This window comes from Klebsiella sp. MISC125, assembly GCF_051131775.1.
In the GTDB taxonomy this organism is placed as follows: domain Bacteria; phylum Pseudomonadota; class Gammaproteobacteria; order Enterobacterales; family Enterobacteriaceae; genus Klebsiella.
In genome coordinates, this window is the sequence record NZ_CP180448.1 from 82,229 (window position 1) to 95,235 (window position 13,007).

At 56.1% G+C, this 13,007-nt stretch carries 15 protein-coding genes; 5 read left to right on the top strand and 10 right to left on the bottom strand.

Features of this window, described 5'->3' with window-relative positions:
- Position 1: 1 nt before the first annotated feature.
- Positions 2-1,189, bottom strand: a complete 1,188-nt coding sequence (gene nepI, locus ACMYSL_RS00375; protein WP_434661063.1) for a purine ribonucleoside efflux pump NepI — start codon at positions 1,187-1,189, stop codon at positions 2-4.
- A gap of 212 nt (positions 1,190-1,401) precedes the next feature.
- Here nepI and ACMYSL_RS00380 point away from each other — a divergent pair, with 212 nt between their 5' ends.
- On the top strand, positions 1,402-1,761 hold the full coding sequence (locus tag ACMYSL_RS00380; RefSeq protein ID WP_181484380.1) for a type II toxin-antitoxin system RelE/ParE family toxin: 360 nt from the start codon (positions 1,402-1,404) through the stop codon (positions 1,759-1,761).
- Entirely contained in the window at positions 1,745-2,068 is a 324-nt protein-coding gene (locus ACMYSL_RS00385; protein WP_434661064.1) for a helix-turn-helix domain-containing protein, read from the top strand. The genes ACMYSL_RS00380 and ACMYSL_RS00385 overlap by 17 nt, the downstream gene beginning before the upstream one ends.
- A gap of 24 nt (positions 2,069-2,092) precedes the next feature.
- Here the strand turns inward: ACMYSL_RS00385 and ACMYSL_RS00390 are convergent, their stop codons facing one another.
- Positions 2,093-2,620 carry an SRPBCC domain-containing protein gene (locus tag ACMYSL_RS00390; protein WP_434661066.1) on the bottom strand — a complete coding sequence of 176 codons (528 nt, stop codon included), beginning with the start codon at positions 2,618-2,620 and terminating at the stop codon, positions 2,093-2,095.
- A 102-nt stretch (positions 2,621-2,722) separates the two neighbouring features.
- A complete protein-coding gene (locus ACMYSL_RS00395) occupies positions 2,723-3,175 on the bottom strand; it encodes a DUF1198 domain-containing protein (RefSeq protein ID WP_112216093.1) in 453 nt (150 codons plus the stop codon).
- A 105-nt stretch (positions 3,176-3,280) separates the two neighbouring features.
- Here ACMYSL_RS00395 and ACMYSL_RS00400 point away from each other — a divergent pair, with 105 nt between their 5' ends.
- Entirely contained in the window at positions 3,281-4,186 is a 906-nt protein-coding gene (locus tag ACMYSL_RS00400; protein WP_434661067.1) for a LysR family transcriptional regulator, read from the top strand.
- Positions 4,187-4,232: 46 nt separating this feature from the next.
- Here ACMYSL_RS00400 and uhpT read toward each other — a convergent pair whose 3' ends face one another.
- From uhpT to uhpA, 4 genes are all read right to left on the bottom strand, one after another.
- A complete protein-coding gene (gene uhpT, locus ACMYSL_RS00405) occupies positions 4,233-5,624 on the bottom strand; it encodes a hexose-6-phosphate:phosphate antiporter (RefSeq protein ID WP_110275942.1) in 1,392 nt (463 codons plus the stop codon).
- A 142-nt stretch (positions 5,625-5,766) separates the two neighbouring features.
- Positions 5,767-7,086, bottom strand: a complete 1,320-nt coding sequence (locus ACMYSL_RS00410; RefSeq protein WP_434661068.1) for an MFS transporter — start codon at positions 7,084-7,086, stop codon at positions 5,767-5,769.
- 9 nt (positions 7,087-7,095) lie between these two features.
- A complete protein-coding gene (uhpB, locus tag ACMYSL_RS00415) occupies positions 7,096-8,577 on the bottom strand; it encodes a signal transduction histidine-protein kinase/phosphatase UhpB (RefSeq protein WP_304261159.1) in 1,482 nt (493 codons plus the stop codon).
- A 17-nt stretch (positions 8,578-8,594) separates the two neighbouring features.
- Positions 8,595-9,188 (bottom strand): transcriptional regulator UhpA, encoded by a 594-nt coding sequence (uhpA, locus tag ACMYSL_RS00420; RefSeq protein ID WP_142464207.1) that lies wholly within the window; start codon positions 9,186-9,188, stop codon positions 8,595-8,597.
- On the opposite strand from uhpA, the gene ACMYSL_RS00425 reads away from it, so the two are divergent.
- Together ACMYSL_RS00425 and ACMYSL_RS00430 are read left to right on the top strand one after the other, a co-directional pair.
- Positions 9,159-9,452, top strand: coding sequence for a hypothetical protein (locus tag ACMYSL_RS00425; RefSeq protein WP_434661069.1), 294 nt, complete (start codon positions 9,159-9,161; stop codon positions 9,450-9,452). The two genes, uhpA and ACMYSL_RS00425, sit on opposite strands and share 30 nt — an antisense overlap.
- A gap of 64 nt (positions 9,453-9,516) precedes the next feature.
- Positions 9,517-10,386 carry a DUF6708 domain-containing protein gene (locus tag ACMYSL_RS00430; RefSeq protein WP_434661071.1) on the top strand — a complete coding sequence of 290 codons (870 nt, stop codon included), beginning with the start codon at positions 9,517-9,519 and terminating at the stop codon, positions 10,384-10,386.
- Between the two features lie 12 nt (positions 10,387-10,398).
- Here the strand turns inward: ACMYSL_RS00430 and ACMYSL_RS00435 are convergent, their stop codons facing one another.
- The 3 genes from ACMYSL_RS00435 to ilvB are packed head-to-tail and all read right to left on the bottom strand — an operon-like array spanning position 10,399 to position 12,866.
- The gene (locus tag ACMYSL_RS00435) at positions 10,399-10,839 is read right to left on the bottom strand and encodes an SMI1/KNR4 family protein (protein WP_434661073.1); all 441 of its coding nucleotides are present in this window, start codon (positions 10,837-10,839) and stop codon (positions 10,399-10,401) included.
- A 44-nt stretch (positions 10,840-10,883) separates the two neighbouring features.
- Positions 10,884-11,174: an acetolactate synthase small subunit gene (gene ilvN, locus ACMYSL_RS00440; protein WP_110275937.1), complete on the bottom strand. Its 291-nt coding sequence runs from the start codon at positions 11,172-11,174 to the stop codon at positions 10,884-10,886.
- 3 nt (positions 11,175-11,177) lie between these two features.
- Positions 11,178-12,866, bottom strand: coding sequence for an acetolactate synthase large subunit (gene ilvB / locus ACMYSL_RS00445; protein ID WP_434661074.1), 1,689 nt, complete (start codon positions 12,864-12,866; stop codon positions 11,178-11,180).
- Positions 12,867-13,007: the final 141 nt, after the last annotated feature.

Below are 13,007 nucleotides of genomic sequence, written 5' to 3' on the forward strand. Positions count from 1 at the left end.
TTTATGATGAAATCCGCACTTTCGTCGCCACCAGCAGGCCGGTGAGCAGCATCAAAGTACCGGAAATCACCAGCGGCGACAGCAGGCCGAGATGGTCCAGCGCCACGCCGCCGACCGCCGCGCCGCAGGTATTGGCTAACTGGATCACCGCCACCTGAATCGACCCGGCTTTCTCTGCCTGATCGGAAAGGGAGCGGGTGATCCACGTTGACCAGCCTACCGGCACCAGCGCGAAGGCAAAGCCCCAGATAACCGCCACCGTCGATGCGACGATTTTACTTTCGCCCCACAGCACCAGCACCGCAGCGCTGATAGCCAACATTACTGGCGCAACCGCCAGCGCTGTTTTTACCGAGCGCTTGAGCAGCATGGAAGAGAGCGAGGTACCAACAAAGCTGGCGATACCGAAGCTCAGCAGCACCAGAGTCAGGCCGTCAACGTCAAAGCCCGCGAGGGTCATATATACCGGGCGAATATAGGTAAAGAAGGCGAACTGACCGGCGAAGGCCATAAAGATGGCGCACATCCCGGCCATCACACCGGGACGCTTCAGCAGGCCGAGCATATTTTGCTGCTGCGACGACGACTCGCCCGGCAGCGAAGGTAGCGCCTTCAGCACCCAAATCGTACACACCACGCCCATTACCGCCGCGGCGTTAAAAACGTTACGCCAGCCGATAATCCCGCCAAGGAAGCTGCCCAACGGCGCGGCGATCACTAATGCTATCGACACTGCACCAAAAATTACCGATAGCGCTTTGGGCACCACGCGCATCGGCACCAGCCGCATGGTCAACGACGCCGACATCGCCCAAAAGCCGCCCAGCGCCAGGCCAAGGCAGGCGCGTCCCACCAGCAGTAACGCAAAGCTGTTGGCAAAGGAGACCAGCAGACAGGAGACAGTCAGCAAGACTGAAAACAGAATCACTACATAGCGGCGGTCAGTGCTGCGAATAATCGAAGTGATAAACAGGCTGGCAAACATCGCCACGAACGCGGTGGTGGTGACCGATTGCCCGGCGACGCCTTCAGAAATACCCAAATCCTGCGCCATCGGCGTGAGCAGGCTCACCGGCAGGAATTCAACGGTAATCAGGCAGGCAACGCAGAAGGCCACCGCGAAGACCGCCGACCAGTTTGGCCGCGCTGCCGGGCTAGCGTGTGGCGTGGATGCATTCGAAGGAGTCATAAGTTACCTGCAGGGTTGAATACGGAGAAGCCGCGCAGTGTAACATTTTAAATGTGACGAATTTAACGTTTTGACAACTTTTCAGGCTTTTCAAAGCGCTTGCGTGGCTGCTCGCATAATCAGAAAAACGTGTTTTTAGGTATTTAAGAAGAGTAAGAGGAAGAAATATTATAGCACCTGGTGCTATATTTAAGGTTACAGGATGTCAGCCGATGCGTGTTTTCAAAACTAAATGGTTTACCAGGGAAGCCCGAACCCATGCGATTGATGATGATGAATTATGTACAGCGATTGAGGCAACCATTCAGGGAAAAGCAGATAACCTTGGTGGCGGGGTTTACAAAAAACGCCTCAATAAGAATCGCGATCGCGCAATTATCCTGGCAAAGGGGGCTGAGCATTGGTTTTACACGTTTTTATACGCCAAACAGGATATCGCCAATATCGATAATCGAGAGCTAGCGGCATTCCGTGAGTTAGCCAGGCATTATTCCCTTCTCAGCGAGGAGAAAATGGCCGCATTGGTTAAGCGAAAAGAATTGGTGGAGATTTGTCATGATTGCAAGAACTAAATTCAAAAGCCCAGCTTTTGAAGCTATCCATAGCGCCGCTGCGGGTTTGTACAGTGTTGATGCCATTCCACAGGAGACAATGCGCAGCTTCGATGAAGCCTGTCTCAGCAACGTAAGCGATCTTCAACCTGGTGAAATTAAGGCTCTGCGGGAGCATTTCAACGTCAGCCAGCCCGTTTTTGCGCGCTATCTGAACACCAGCGTTTCCACGATCCAAAAATGGGAAAGCGGGGCAAAACGCCCCGGTGGGCTGGCGCTGAAATTACTCAACATCGTGCAAAAACATGGGCTAGAGGTGCTGGCGTAATAGATTACTCTGGGCCACTATCGATTATTTAGCCTTACGCGCCGCCGTCGCCAGACCGCAAATCCACTCCTGATGGCCGTTTATCATCGGATTGGGTACGGTTCGCGCCAGCTCCTGCGCCGGTACGCCTTTCTGCGACTCCTGGGTCAAAATACGCACCCGGTTACCGGGTAAATCCTCAAACAGCCAGGCGTGGATCACGTCGAGGCGCGTAGTCTCATCGCCTTCCGCCCAGCCGTGCCAGGCCACGCGCGCTGCTTGTCCGGCGACCGGTGGAACGTACTCGGTGACCTGTGCTTCAATCGGGAAGCCGAAAGTGGAGAAACGAAAGCGGGCGTTGGCGCTCAGCTTCGGGCCGCTGCCGTCGTGAAAACGGATATCGGCGACGTTGCTGTAGTAGCCCGGCCACAGGGTAGTATCGTCAAGCTGCGCCCAGATTTGTGCCGCCGTCAGGCCGCTAACGATGATTTCGTTGGAAGCGAAGTTATCGGTGGTGCCCGGCAGGTAATCTTGCGGCCAGATGATGGCGCTTTGTTGCGATGGCTGTTGCATGGTGGACCTCGTCAGTGTGTGTTTTAACGAGGTCAACTATGCGCCGGAGAGTGATATAAATCGAATCACCATCTTTTATAAACATCATTACAGATAGTGATATCAGTGCAGCCAGTGGACGCCATCTTCCGGTAAAAACAGCGTGTTATAGCGTTCTTGCAGAGCATGCAGCTCGCTGATTTCCGGCTCCAGCTCGCGAAGGAAACCTTGCGCGAGGCGGATTTGCGCTTCGGTAATCGGTGCCGCAAGGCGGGCCTTTTGCATCAACCGATACCAGTAGTGCAGGTTCTGCTCGCTGCCATCAACGATCCCCACCTGCCAGATAAGCAGCACCTGAGCGGCATTTTGCAAATGCGCTTCATTAGGCCGCTCAAGGTAGCGCAGATACTCGTGACCGGCGGTTTTTCCCAGCTGATCGATCATCGATTCCAGCGGCACCGGCGTAATCCCTAATCGTTCGCTCAGACGGCGAATTGCACGGCGTGAATCAGAGGTAAGCACCCGAAATCCCACAACAAATACCACTATCAGCGTGGCCAGTCCTAACCAGATCATGCATCCTCTCACTTAATCGCAGCCCCACTATCATAATGGGAATTTGCCTGCTGTCGACTGTCGGACGTACCATAATGTGACTTATCGCGGCTGCGGATAGCTATCATGAAATCTGATATCAGAAACCTCGATCTTAACCTGCTGAAAACGCTGGACGCGCTGCTCGATGAACGCAGCGTCACCCGAGCGGCGACGCGGCTTTCGCTCACCCAACCGGCGGTGAGCGGTATGCTGACCCGGCTGCGCGAAGCCTTTAACGACCCGCTGTTTATTCGCGCCCCGCACGGGATGGTGCCGACCCTGCGCGCTCAGGCGCTGGCCTCACCGGTCAAACAGCTGCTGACCGATGCCGAAGCCCTGCTGCAGCCCGCCGTTTTCGAACCGCTCAATGCCGATTTCACCTGGACTATCGCCGCCACCGACTATGCGCTGAAAGCGGTGATCGTGCCGTTTATCGCGGCTCTGAAGCCGCTGGCTCCGGGCATCCGCGTGCGCATTATTCCGGAATCGCCTACCACGCTGTTCGCCCAGACTGAGCGCGGCGAAGTGGATATCGCGCTGCTGACTCCGCACTCTACGCCGCCGGATCTGCACAGCCGGGCGCTGTATCAGGAAGAGTACGTGTGCCTGATGCGCGCGGATCACCCGCAGGCTGCCGCGCCGCTGACCCTGGATTTATTCTGCGAGCTGGAACATGTGCTGGTCTCCTGGCAGGGCGATAGTTTTCGCGGCGTCACCGATGATGCGCTGGCGACGCTGGGTTGTTCCCGGCGAGTTGGGCTGTCGGTGAGCAGTTTTCTGGTCCTGCCGGAGGTGCTGGCGGTCAGCGATATGATAGCCGTGGTGCCGCGTCGGCTGGCGAAGATGGCATCAGGGATGAAAATCTCGCCGCCGCCGCTGCCTGTTCCAGGTTTTACCAAAAGCATGGCCTGGCACGAACGCAGCCATCGCGACCCGGCGCAGCAGTGGCTGCGGGAGCTGTTGCACCAGACGGCCCAGCAGGAAGCATAAAAAAGCCCGGCGCAAAGGCCGGGCAAAGTGACTCACACCCAATGACTCAGGCAGTCTGCAAAGTTTGTGTCTTTTTCTGGCGGCGGATTTTACGTTCTTCAAAGACCGCGACGATAGCCATCAGGCAGATACAAGCAATCGCCGCCGCATCCAGAGCGGCAAAGGTGCCCGCCCAGCCGGTGAGGCCGAAAATCGGCGTACCGTCGGCAATCATCCCGAGGCCCAGTTTGGCAAAGCTGTCGCCGATCAGATAGGCGAAGGTGCCTTTAATCCCATCGGCAGCGCCAATGGCTTTTTTCGGCACAAAGCCCACGGCGGCAACGCCGATTAGTAGCTGCGGGCCAAACACCAGGAAGCCAAGCGCAAACAGCGATGCCAGGTAAACGTACTGGTTGCTGGCGTGCTGATAAACGCCAAGCGTGGCGATAATCAGCGCCAGCGCAACGCAGGCCACCAGCGCGCGACGTCCGTTCGCCAGATCCGACAACCAACCCCACAGCAGCGTGCCGACCAGTGCGCCCACCTCAAACAGGGTAAAGCCCTGAATCGCCACTTCTTTAGAAAGCTTCAGCTCCTGGAAAGCGTAGACGGTAGACCACTGGTCAATACCGATGCGCACCACGTACAGGAAGATATTAGAGAAGCACAGCAGCCAGATAACTTTGTTCTTCAGCACGTACTCGACGAAGATCTGCCACTTGGTCATGGCGTTCTCTTCTGTCTCTTTGTCTTCTTCGCTGATCTCTTCGCCAAACAGCTCTTCAGCGTTGCCGAGGCCGTAGGATTCCGGGGAGTCGCTACCAAAGCGCAGGCCGATAAAGCCCACAATCAGCGCGATGATTGACGGGAAGATAAACATACCGATGACGTGGCCGTCGAACAGGTAGTTGGCGCCAAACAGCGCCACGCCCGCCGCGCCCGCGCCGCCGAGGTTGTGGGAGATATTCCAGAAGCCAAGGAAGGTGCCGCGCTTACGCCGAGGCGTCCACTTGGTAATGGTCGAATAGCTGCACGAACCGCCGGTGCTCTGGAAGAAGCCGCTCAGGGCGTAGAAAGCAATCATCAGGAACAGGCTGGTCGACCCCGCGCCCATGCTGGCGCTGAAGCCGAGCATACAGATGGCGGAGAGGATCAGCATAAACGGCAGGAACTGCTTGGTGTTCTTGCCGTCGGCGTAGTAGGAGACCAGCGTTTTACCCACGCCGTAGGTGATGGAGAAGCCGAGGCCAATCATCCCCAACTGCGTCATGCTCAACCCGTAGGTGGAGATCATGTCGTTCTGCGCGATGTTAAAGTTCTTACGGATCAGGTACATGGTCAGGTAGCCGATGAAAACCACCAGGTACGACTGCATGAACGGTTTGAACCACATTTTGCGCCGCGCTTCGAGCGGCAGATCCAGGGTCGGCTTGCGCACCTGGTTTAGAAAGGCCAGCATTTGACACTCCCGAGCTAATTTTTATACCTGCGAATGGCAGGCATTGTAAAAATCAGCCAGGAGACACGCCTGAGACAGCGTCCAGGCGAAACCGGGAAAATTTCTTAGTTTTACGCCATTCGACTGAGAAAGGTGAAGTCGGTCACGCTTCGCGCGGTGCCTGGGCGTTTAAAAACGGCAGCAACAGCAGGGCAGAAATACCTGCCGCAATGGCAATCACCACAAAGAATCCGGTCCAGTGCCAGATCTCCATCACCTGCGCCAGCGGCCAGCCGGAGAGCGATGCCCCCAGATAGGCAAACAGACCAACAAAGCCGGTTGCCGCCCCCGCCGCCTCTTTGTGCGAGCACTCCGCTGCCGCCATGCCGATCAGCATCTGCGGGCCAAAAACGAAGAAGCCGGTAGTAAAGAAGCAGGCTGCCTGCATTACGTAACTGGCAAATGGCATCAGCCACAGACCGCCGACGGAGAGTAAAATTCCGGCGGCGAAAATCAGGTTCATCGGCCCGCGATTGCCGTTAAACAGCTTATCTGAGCCCCAGCCAGCCACCAGCGCGCCGATAAATCCCCCCAACTCGAACATGGTCACCGCTGAGTTGGCAGTCACCAGATCGACGCCGAGGGTCTCCGACATATACAGGTTGCCCCAGTCGTTAATCGCCGCCCGCACCACGTACACCAGCACGTAGCACAGGGAGAGCAGCCAGATATAGGGGTTCAGCAGCACGTATTTGGTGAGGATCTCCTTGCGGGTCAGCCCCGCGCCTTCCTGCTGCTGGGCAATCTCCAGCTCATCGTGCCGCCAGTCGCCCACCGCGGGTAGCCCTACTGCCTGCGGCCGATCGCGCAGCCGCCAGCAGAGGAACAGTCCGGCGAAGATCGCCAGCATCCCGGCAATCATCATCCCCGTTCGCCAGCCGTAGTGCAGCGCCGCCGCGCCAACCACCATCGGGATCAGCGCTCCGCCAACGTTATGCGCCGTATTCCACAGCGCCCACCAGCCGCCGCGTTCGGTGCGCGAATACCATGCCGTCAACAGGCGGGCGCAGACCGGCGATCCCCAGCCCTGAAAAAAGGCGTTCAGCGCCCACAGCAGCGCGAAGGCCCACAGTGAAGTGGAAAACCCAAACAGGATATTCACGGCGCCGGTGGCGACCAGGCCGATGCCCATAAAATAGCGAGCGTTAGAGCGGTCGCTGACGATACCGGAGAAAAATTTCGACAAGCCGTAGGTGATGTAAAACAGCGTTGCCAGCAGGCCGATGTCGCTGCGCGTCAGCACGTTGCTGGCGAGGATTTCCGGTACGGCGGCGTTAAAGCTTTTACGGGTGAAGTAAAACAGCGCGTAGCCCAGCCAGATGGTCAGCAAAATATGCCGACGCCAGTAGCGATAGCGCTCGTCCAGCGCCTGTTTATCGGCTATCGGTTGAGCGTCCGGCGGGGATTTTAAAAAGGCAAACATCATCATTCCTTAGGCGTAACGCAACGGCAGGCTAACGCAGACGCGGGTGCCGTGGGTGCAGGAGATGGTTAAGCTACCGCCCAGCGCCGTCACGCGCTCGCGCATGCCGGTAAGGCCGAAGCCCTGCTGGCCGGAGCCTGGGGGCAGGCCGCAGCCGTCATCCTCCAGAACCAGCATCAGCCGCTGCTCCTGCTGCCAGCCCTGTAACGTGACGGCGCTGGCGCAAGCATGCTTGACGATATTATTCAGCCCCTCCTGACAGACGCGGAACAGGGTGACGCGCTGGTTTTCACTCAGTAGCGATTCATCAATGCGCCACTCCAGGTGGCTGACCATACCGCGATCCTCCAGCTCCATTTCACGCATCAGCGAACGTACCGCCTGTTCAAGAGTGAGGTCATCCAGCTGACGAGGACGCAGGCGGCCCAGCAGGCGGCGCACCGAGTCGTAGACGCCGAGCGAAAGTTGCTCAATCAGCTGGCCGCTCTGCCGAACGCTGGCGTTGTTGGGAGCAAGACGCTGAACGATCCCTGCCTGGGTGCGAATCGCGGTGATGGTCTGGCCGATATCATCGTGCAGCTCGCGGGCCACCTCGCGGCGCACGCTCTCTTCGGTTTCCAGCAGGCGCTCTGCCAGACGCTGGTTGCGCACCAGCTCACTTTGCAGAGATTGATTCAACTCGCGTAGCCGCTGAATTCCGGCCCCCAATAGCAGCCCCATCAGGCTTTGCGCCAGCAGCGAAAGCAGTAAATCAACCGGATGATCGTGCCAGGTCTGGCTGGCAATCAGCGCGATGGCGTTCATCAATGTCGCAATCAGCGCGCCCTGCCAGCCGTAGTGCCAGGCGAGAGCGATGATCGGCAGTGCCAGGCAGAAGGGGGTAAAACGCGAGAGTTCGGCAGGCAGCCCGAGCTGTAACCAGAGGCTGATGGTAAACAGCAGCAGATACCAGATAAGGTGCCGCCCGCGCCAGTTCACCGGCTGCGAAACCAGCGATGGCCCCAGCGGCCGCCAGACTGTACTGGTGAGATAGTGCCAGATAACCAGGCAGGTCGGGGCCAGCGTCAGGCCGCCGGTCAGGGTCAGCAGCAGCGCATTCAGCCCCTCTTTGCCTTCCGCCAGCCACGGCAGCGATTGCAGCAGCGCGGCGGCGATAAGCGCTGCGCCCTGGCGCAACAAGGTCAGCCAGTCACGCTGGTGGCGATAGCGCGAGATCAGCGCCACCGGCAGCAGGGTCAGCAGGCTTCCGGTCATCAATATTATCGGGTGCGCCAGTTCCACTTCCTGCGCCAGCCAGAAGAGAAGCAGCCACTCCGCGCCCAGCAATACCGGCCAGTAGCCGCGCGGGCATTGCAGCATCAGGCCAAGACGCAGGCCGAAGGGAAATAGCAATACCGCAAGGTCGGGACGCTCCACCAGATGCAGGCTGATGCTCCACAGGCAGAACCAGGCGGCGGAGAAGATAAAGAAACAGCCGATTACCGAGAGCAGTTGGGAGAGAATCGCTTTCATTGCCAGCTATCGAACATCCGGCGCGCCAGCTCAACGTCGTTGCTGACGCCGAGTTTTTCCAGCAGATTAGCGCGATGGACGTGAACGGTTTTCGGCGACAGCCCCAGTTCAGCAGCAATCTCTTTTACCGCCATCCCCTGCGCCAGCTTTTCCGCCACTTCGCGTTCGCGTTTGGTGAGCGGGTCCCGCCGCCCGGCCGCCAGCTTTATGGCGATATCCGGCGTCAGGTAGCAGCCGCCTGTCGCCACCGTGCGTACGGCGGCGATCAGTTCATCCGGGCTGCATCGCTTAGAGAGAAAGCCGCGTGCCCCTGCGTTAAGCGCCTGTTCCACCAGCGCCGGGCTGTCGTGGACCGACAGCATGACGACAGCCATCCCTTTCGGTAATTGGCTCAGCAGCTCAAGCCCGGAGATATCCGGCATCGAGATATCGCAGATACAAACCTGCACCCCGCGACCGGGCAGCCCCGCCAGCGCCTCGCGACCGGAACCAAATTCGGCGACGACCTGAAAATCCGCCTCCAGCCCCAGCAGTTGGGCAAAGCCGGAGCGGACGATAAGGTGATCGTCGATAAGGGCGATAGTGGTCATGGCGTTTCCTGGCGGGTTAAAAAACGCGCTTACCTTAACGATATAAACTTCATCCTTCAAGCTGCCTCTGCTCCCCCAGTTGCTTACTTAGGTAGCGACTGGGGATGCCGCCTTGACGACACGCCGGCTTGCGTAGCCAACATGTCATTCAAAACGGCGGGAGAGATATTTAATTTTTATGTCTTATTGGCACAATCGCAATATAAATCTGAAAATTATTCACACGTGAAATATATCACGGTTATTTCTGCCAAAGCTCACTGAGTATATTATGTACAGAGCGTGGTCTGCGTGATATTGTCCCTAAAGAATCAGCAAGGGAATATATATGCATCAACGACCTCACTTAGCAAAACAAACGATCGATGAGCACCAGCTCAATAAGATAAATAAAACAACACAGAGTAAAACGGATAAGCTATCGCACAGCGGGAAGTTAGCTTATGTCAATGATGACTACTGCGAGATAACGCGTAACTACACTTCATTTTATGGGATGAATATTCTGGGTGTTGTGTTTTTCTTACCTGTGATTATTTTATGCTTTGGTGTAGTGTTGTTTCTCTTATATGACACAGCATCCAATTTTGAGCGATATGTTGAAACCTGGGAGTCCAGAGCAGACGATCAGCTTTTACTGCATTTTGCATTTTTTATTATACTTTTCATGACGTTTGTTTTCGCGGCTGTCGTAAATTATTTTATCTTCGCTCCCCGACACTATCCGGTTCGCTTTAACAGAAAGACCGGCAAGGTCTATGTTTACGATTATGTTTTGTACAGTATTACTTATAAATTAACCTATACCTTCTGGTGGCATCGTCCTTTTTATAAGCGAACTAAACCCGAATGCAAAGAGTATGACTGGAGCCAGATACAAGCCATCAGTATATATTCACGCAATAAGCACTCATCATATTCTACCATTCGCTGCATCGTTTATGACTCCAGCGTCAGCACCACTATGATCGATTCCTTTAACCTGATATCGACCGATGCAGGTACGGACGCGCTATTTATGCATAATTACAAGCTGTGGCTATGGATTAGTAACTATATGAATTTCAACGATGCGTTATTAGATATGTCCGTTAATACGAAAGTGGGCATTTATGGCCGTGAAGTAAAGTGGCCTGATAAGATGGATAAAAAATCTAAAGCTTCATCTTTGGATGAATATAATAAGATATCCAACTAGCTCGGAAAGTTGCTATCCCCACAGAGGTATTTTCTGTTTCAGCAGCTCAACAAAATTATCTGCGATAAAAAATACCTCATCCTCCTGCCAGCCCATATTCCCGGCAGCCGTATAATATATTCTTTCATCATTACCAGTTCTGAGGTCAAAAAGATAAAAATTCCCACAACCATCTAGCGCGAAAGGTAATGCAAAAGGCATATAGGTTGCGAAGCGATAACCAGCATAATTTTGAATAACCTCTGTTGTAGAAAATAGCTGATACTCCCTTTTACCGCACATAAATCCGCCACCATTGCTTTCTGACAGTAATGAAAGATAAGCAGCAGGTAAAACGTCTATGGGGAATTCAAGTAGATGCAATTGCGCCATTAATGTTTGTAATTCAACTACTGTTGCCCCGGGAAACTGCAGGTAAATATATTCAAAACGTTCAAGCATTACGTCATCCATATCATCGTCCGGACGGGAGCGTCCTGTCCGGACGATGATATCAATTACTCAAAGAACACCGCAATTTTGCTGAACATGGATGGGTCGGACTGGTTGCGCACCACTTTCTCAACGTCTTCCAGCTTTTCGATCTGGCTAATCATCTGCCCGAGGCGCTGATCGTCGTTGACCAGTAGCCAGATGCGGCTCTGATTGCTGTCCTGAATCGGCAGGCAAAGAATGCCTTCCACGTTGAAGGCGCGGCGGGCGAACAGGCCGCAAACGTGGGTCATCACGCCAGGATGGTTGCGCACGGTGAGCTGTAGAATAACGTTTTCATGAGTTGGTTGTTGCATGGCTTATTCCCCCACCATTTCAGTATTGGCCGCACCCGGCGGTACCATCGGATACACTTTTTCTTCAGCATCGATACGCACATGGATCAGCGCCGGGCCTGGGCGGTCGATAATCGCCTGCAGCGCCGCCTGCGGGTCGGCTTCGTTATTTAAATCACAGGTTTGCAGGCCGAAGCCGGCGGCGATCTGCATAAAGTTGATCATTCCCGGGTAGGTGGCGGCAAACACGCCCTGCTTATAGAACATGCTCTGCTGCTGATGAACCAGCCCCAGGGCTTCGTTATTCATCAGGATGATTTTCACATCCAGCTGATTTTCCGCCGCCGTCGCCATCTCCTGGATATTCATCATCAGGCTGCCGTCGCCAGAGAAGCAGATAACCTTGCGCTGCGGGTTCGCCAGCGCCGCGCCAACCGCCGCGGGCAGACCAAAGCCCATCGTACCCAACCCGCCGGAGGTCAGCCACTGGCGCGGACGGTTCAGCGGATAAGCCTGAGCGGTCCACATTTGATGCTGGCCCACATCAGTGGTCACGATCGCTTCATCGTCAACGCAGGCGGCCACGGCGTTAATCAAACCATAATGGCTGAGCGGGTCTTTCTCCTGCGGGATGTTGCAGGGGAATTCACGCTGCAAATCCGCCACCAGCTGCAGCCATTCGCTGCGCGGCTGCGCCTCGACTTGTGGGATCAACTGAGCCAGCACCTCGGCAACGTCGCCCTGGATCGCCACGTGCGGCTGCTTGATTTTACCCAGCTCTGAGCGGTCGATATCAACATGAATAATCTTCGCGTTCGGGCAGAACTGCTCGGTTTTACCAATCGCCCGGTCATCAAAACGCGCACCTAAAACAATCAGTAAATCAGCCTCTTGAAGAATAAAGTTGGTACTGCGCGCGCCGTGCATCCCCAGCATGCCCAGCGACAGCGGGTGCGCTTTCGGCAGCATCCCCAGCGCCATTAAGGTCAGGGTGGTCGGCAGGTTGGCTTTCTCCGCCAGCTGGCGAATCTGCTCAGGAGCGTTGATGACCCCGCCGCCCAGATAGAGTACCGGACGCTGTGCGGCGTTAATCATCGCCGCCGCTTCGCGCACGCTGGCGCTGTCGAACTCCGGGGCCGCCATGCGGGTTCCGGGTTCCGGCAGGACATCCAGCTCAATGGTCGCCGCCTGCACATCCTTAGGAATATCTATCCACACCGGCCCCGGTCGTCCGGACTGCGCGATGCGAAACGCGTCGCTCATCACCTGAGGCAGTTCAGCGATATTGCGCACCAGGTAGTTGTGCTTAGTGATGGGGATAGAAATACCGTAGGTGTCGACTTCCTGGAAGGCGTCGGTGCCGATCATCGAAGCCGGAACCTGGCCGGTAATGCAAACCAGCGGAATCGAATCCAGGCGGGCGTCGGCGATCGCGGTGATCAGGTTGGTGGCCCCCGGGCCGCTACAGGCCATACACACCGCCGGTTTGCCCTCAGTGCGCGCCATGCCCTGGGCGATAAACCCCGCCCCCTGCTCGTGACGCGCCAGAATATGGCGGATCTGCGTGCTTTGGCTTAATGCATCGTAAATGGGAAGAATGGAGCCGCCCGGAATGCCGCTGACCGTGGTGATCCCCTGACGCTCCAGTAAATGAACGACTAACTGTGCGCCAGTGAAGCGCATTTTTTGTGATGTTGTGCCCGAACTTGCCATGCTCCAGTCCTTTTATTCTGGGCCGACTTTACGCGTCGTACTTCACGTTGCTGGTGCGTTGGCTGCGCTTGGTCACCCCAGTCACGTACCTATGTACGCTCCTGGGGATTCGCTCACTTGCCGCCTTCCTGCAACCCGAAT

What these genes read in the sequence shown, in the direction of transcription:
- nepI (WP_434661063.1), bottom strand. Translation starts at nt 1,189, where the DNA reads ATGACTCCTTCGAATGCATCCACGCCACACGCTAGCCCGGCAGCGCGG.
- ACMYSL_RS00380 (WP_181484380.1), top strand. Translation starts at nt 1,402, where the DNA reads ATGCGTGTTTTCAAAACTAAATGGTTTACCAGGGAAGCCCGAACCCAT.
- ACMYSL_RS00385 (WP_434661064.1), top strand. Translation starts at nt 1,745, where the DNA reads ATGATTGCAAGAACTAAATTCAAAAGCCCAGCTTTTGAAGCTATCCAT.
- ACMYSL_RS00390 (WP_434661066.1), bottom strand. Translation starts at nt 2,620, where the DNA reads ATGCAACAGCCATCGCAACAAAGCGCCATCATCTGGCCGCAAGATTAC.
- ACMYSL_RS00395 (WP_112216093.1), bottom strand. Translation starts at nt 3,175, where the DNA reads ATGATCTGGTTAGGACTGGCCACGCTGATAGTGGTATTTGTTGTGGGA.
- ACMYSL_RS00400 (WP_434661067.1), top strand. Translation starts at nt 3,281, where the DNA reads ATGAAATCTGATATCAGAAACCTCGATCTTAACCTGCTGAAAACGCTG.
- uhpT (WP_110275942.1), bottom strand. Translation starts at nt 5,624, where the DNA reads ATGCTGGCCTTTCTAAACCAGGTGCGCAAGCCGACCCTGGATCTGCCG.
- ACMYSL_RS00410 (WP_434661068.1), bottom strand. Translation starts at nt 7,086, where the DNA reads ATGTTTGCCTTTTTAAAATCCCCGCCGGACGCTCAACCGATAGCCGAT.
- uhpA (WP_142464207.1), bottom strand. Translation starts at nt 9,188, where the DNA reads ATGACCACTATCGCCCTTATCGACGATCACCTTATCGTCCGCTCCGGC.
- ACMYSL_RS00430 (WP_434661071.1), top strand. Translation starts at nt 9,517, where the DNA reads ATGCATCAACGACCTCACTTAGCAAAACAAACGATCGATGAGCACCAG.
- ACMYSL_RS00435 (WP_434661073.1), bottom strand. Translation starts at nt 10,839, where the DNA reads ATGGATGACGTAATGCTTGAACGTTTTGAATATATTTACCTGCAGTTT.
- ilvN (WP_110275937.1), bottom strand. Translation starts at nt 11,174, where the DNA reads ATGCAACAACCAACTCATGAAAACGTTATTCTACAGCTCACCGTGCGC.
- ilvB (WP_434661074.1), bottom strand. Translation starts at nt 12,866, where the DNA reads ATGGCAAGTTCGGGCACAACATCACAAAAAATGCGCTTCACTGGCGCA.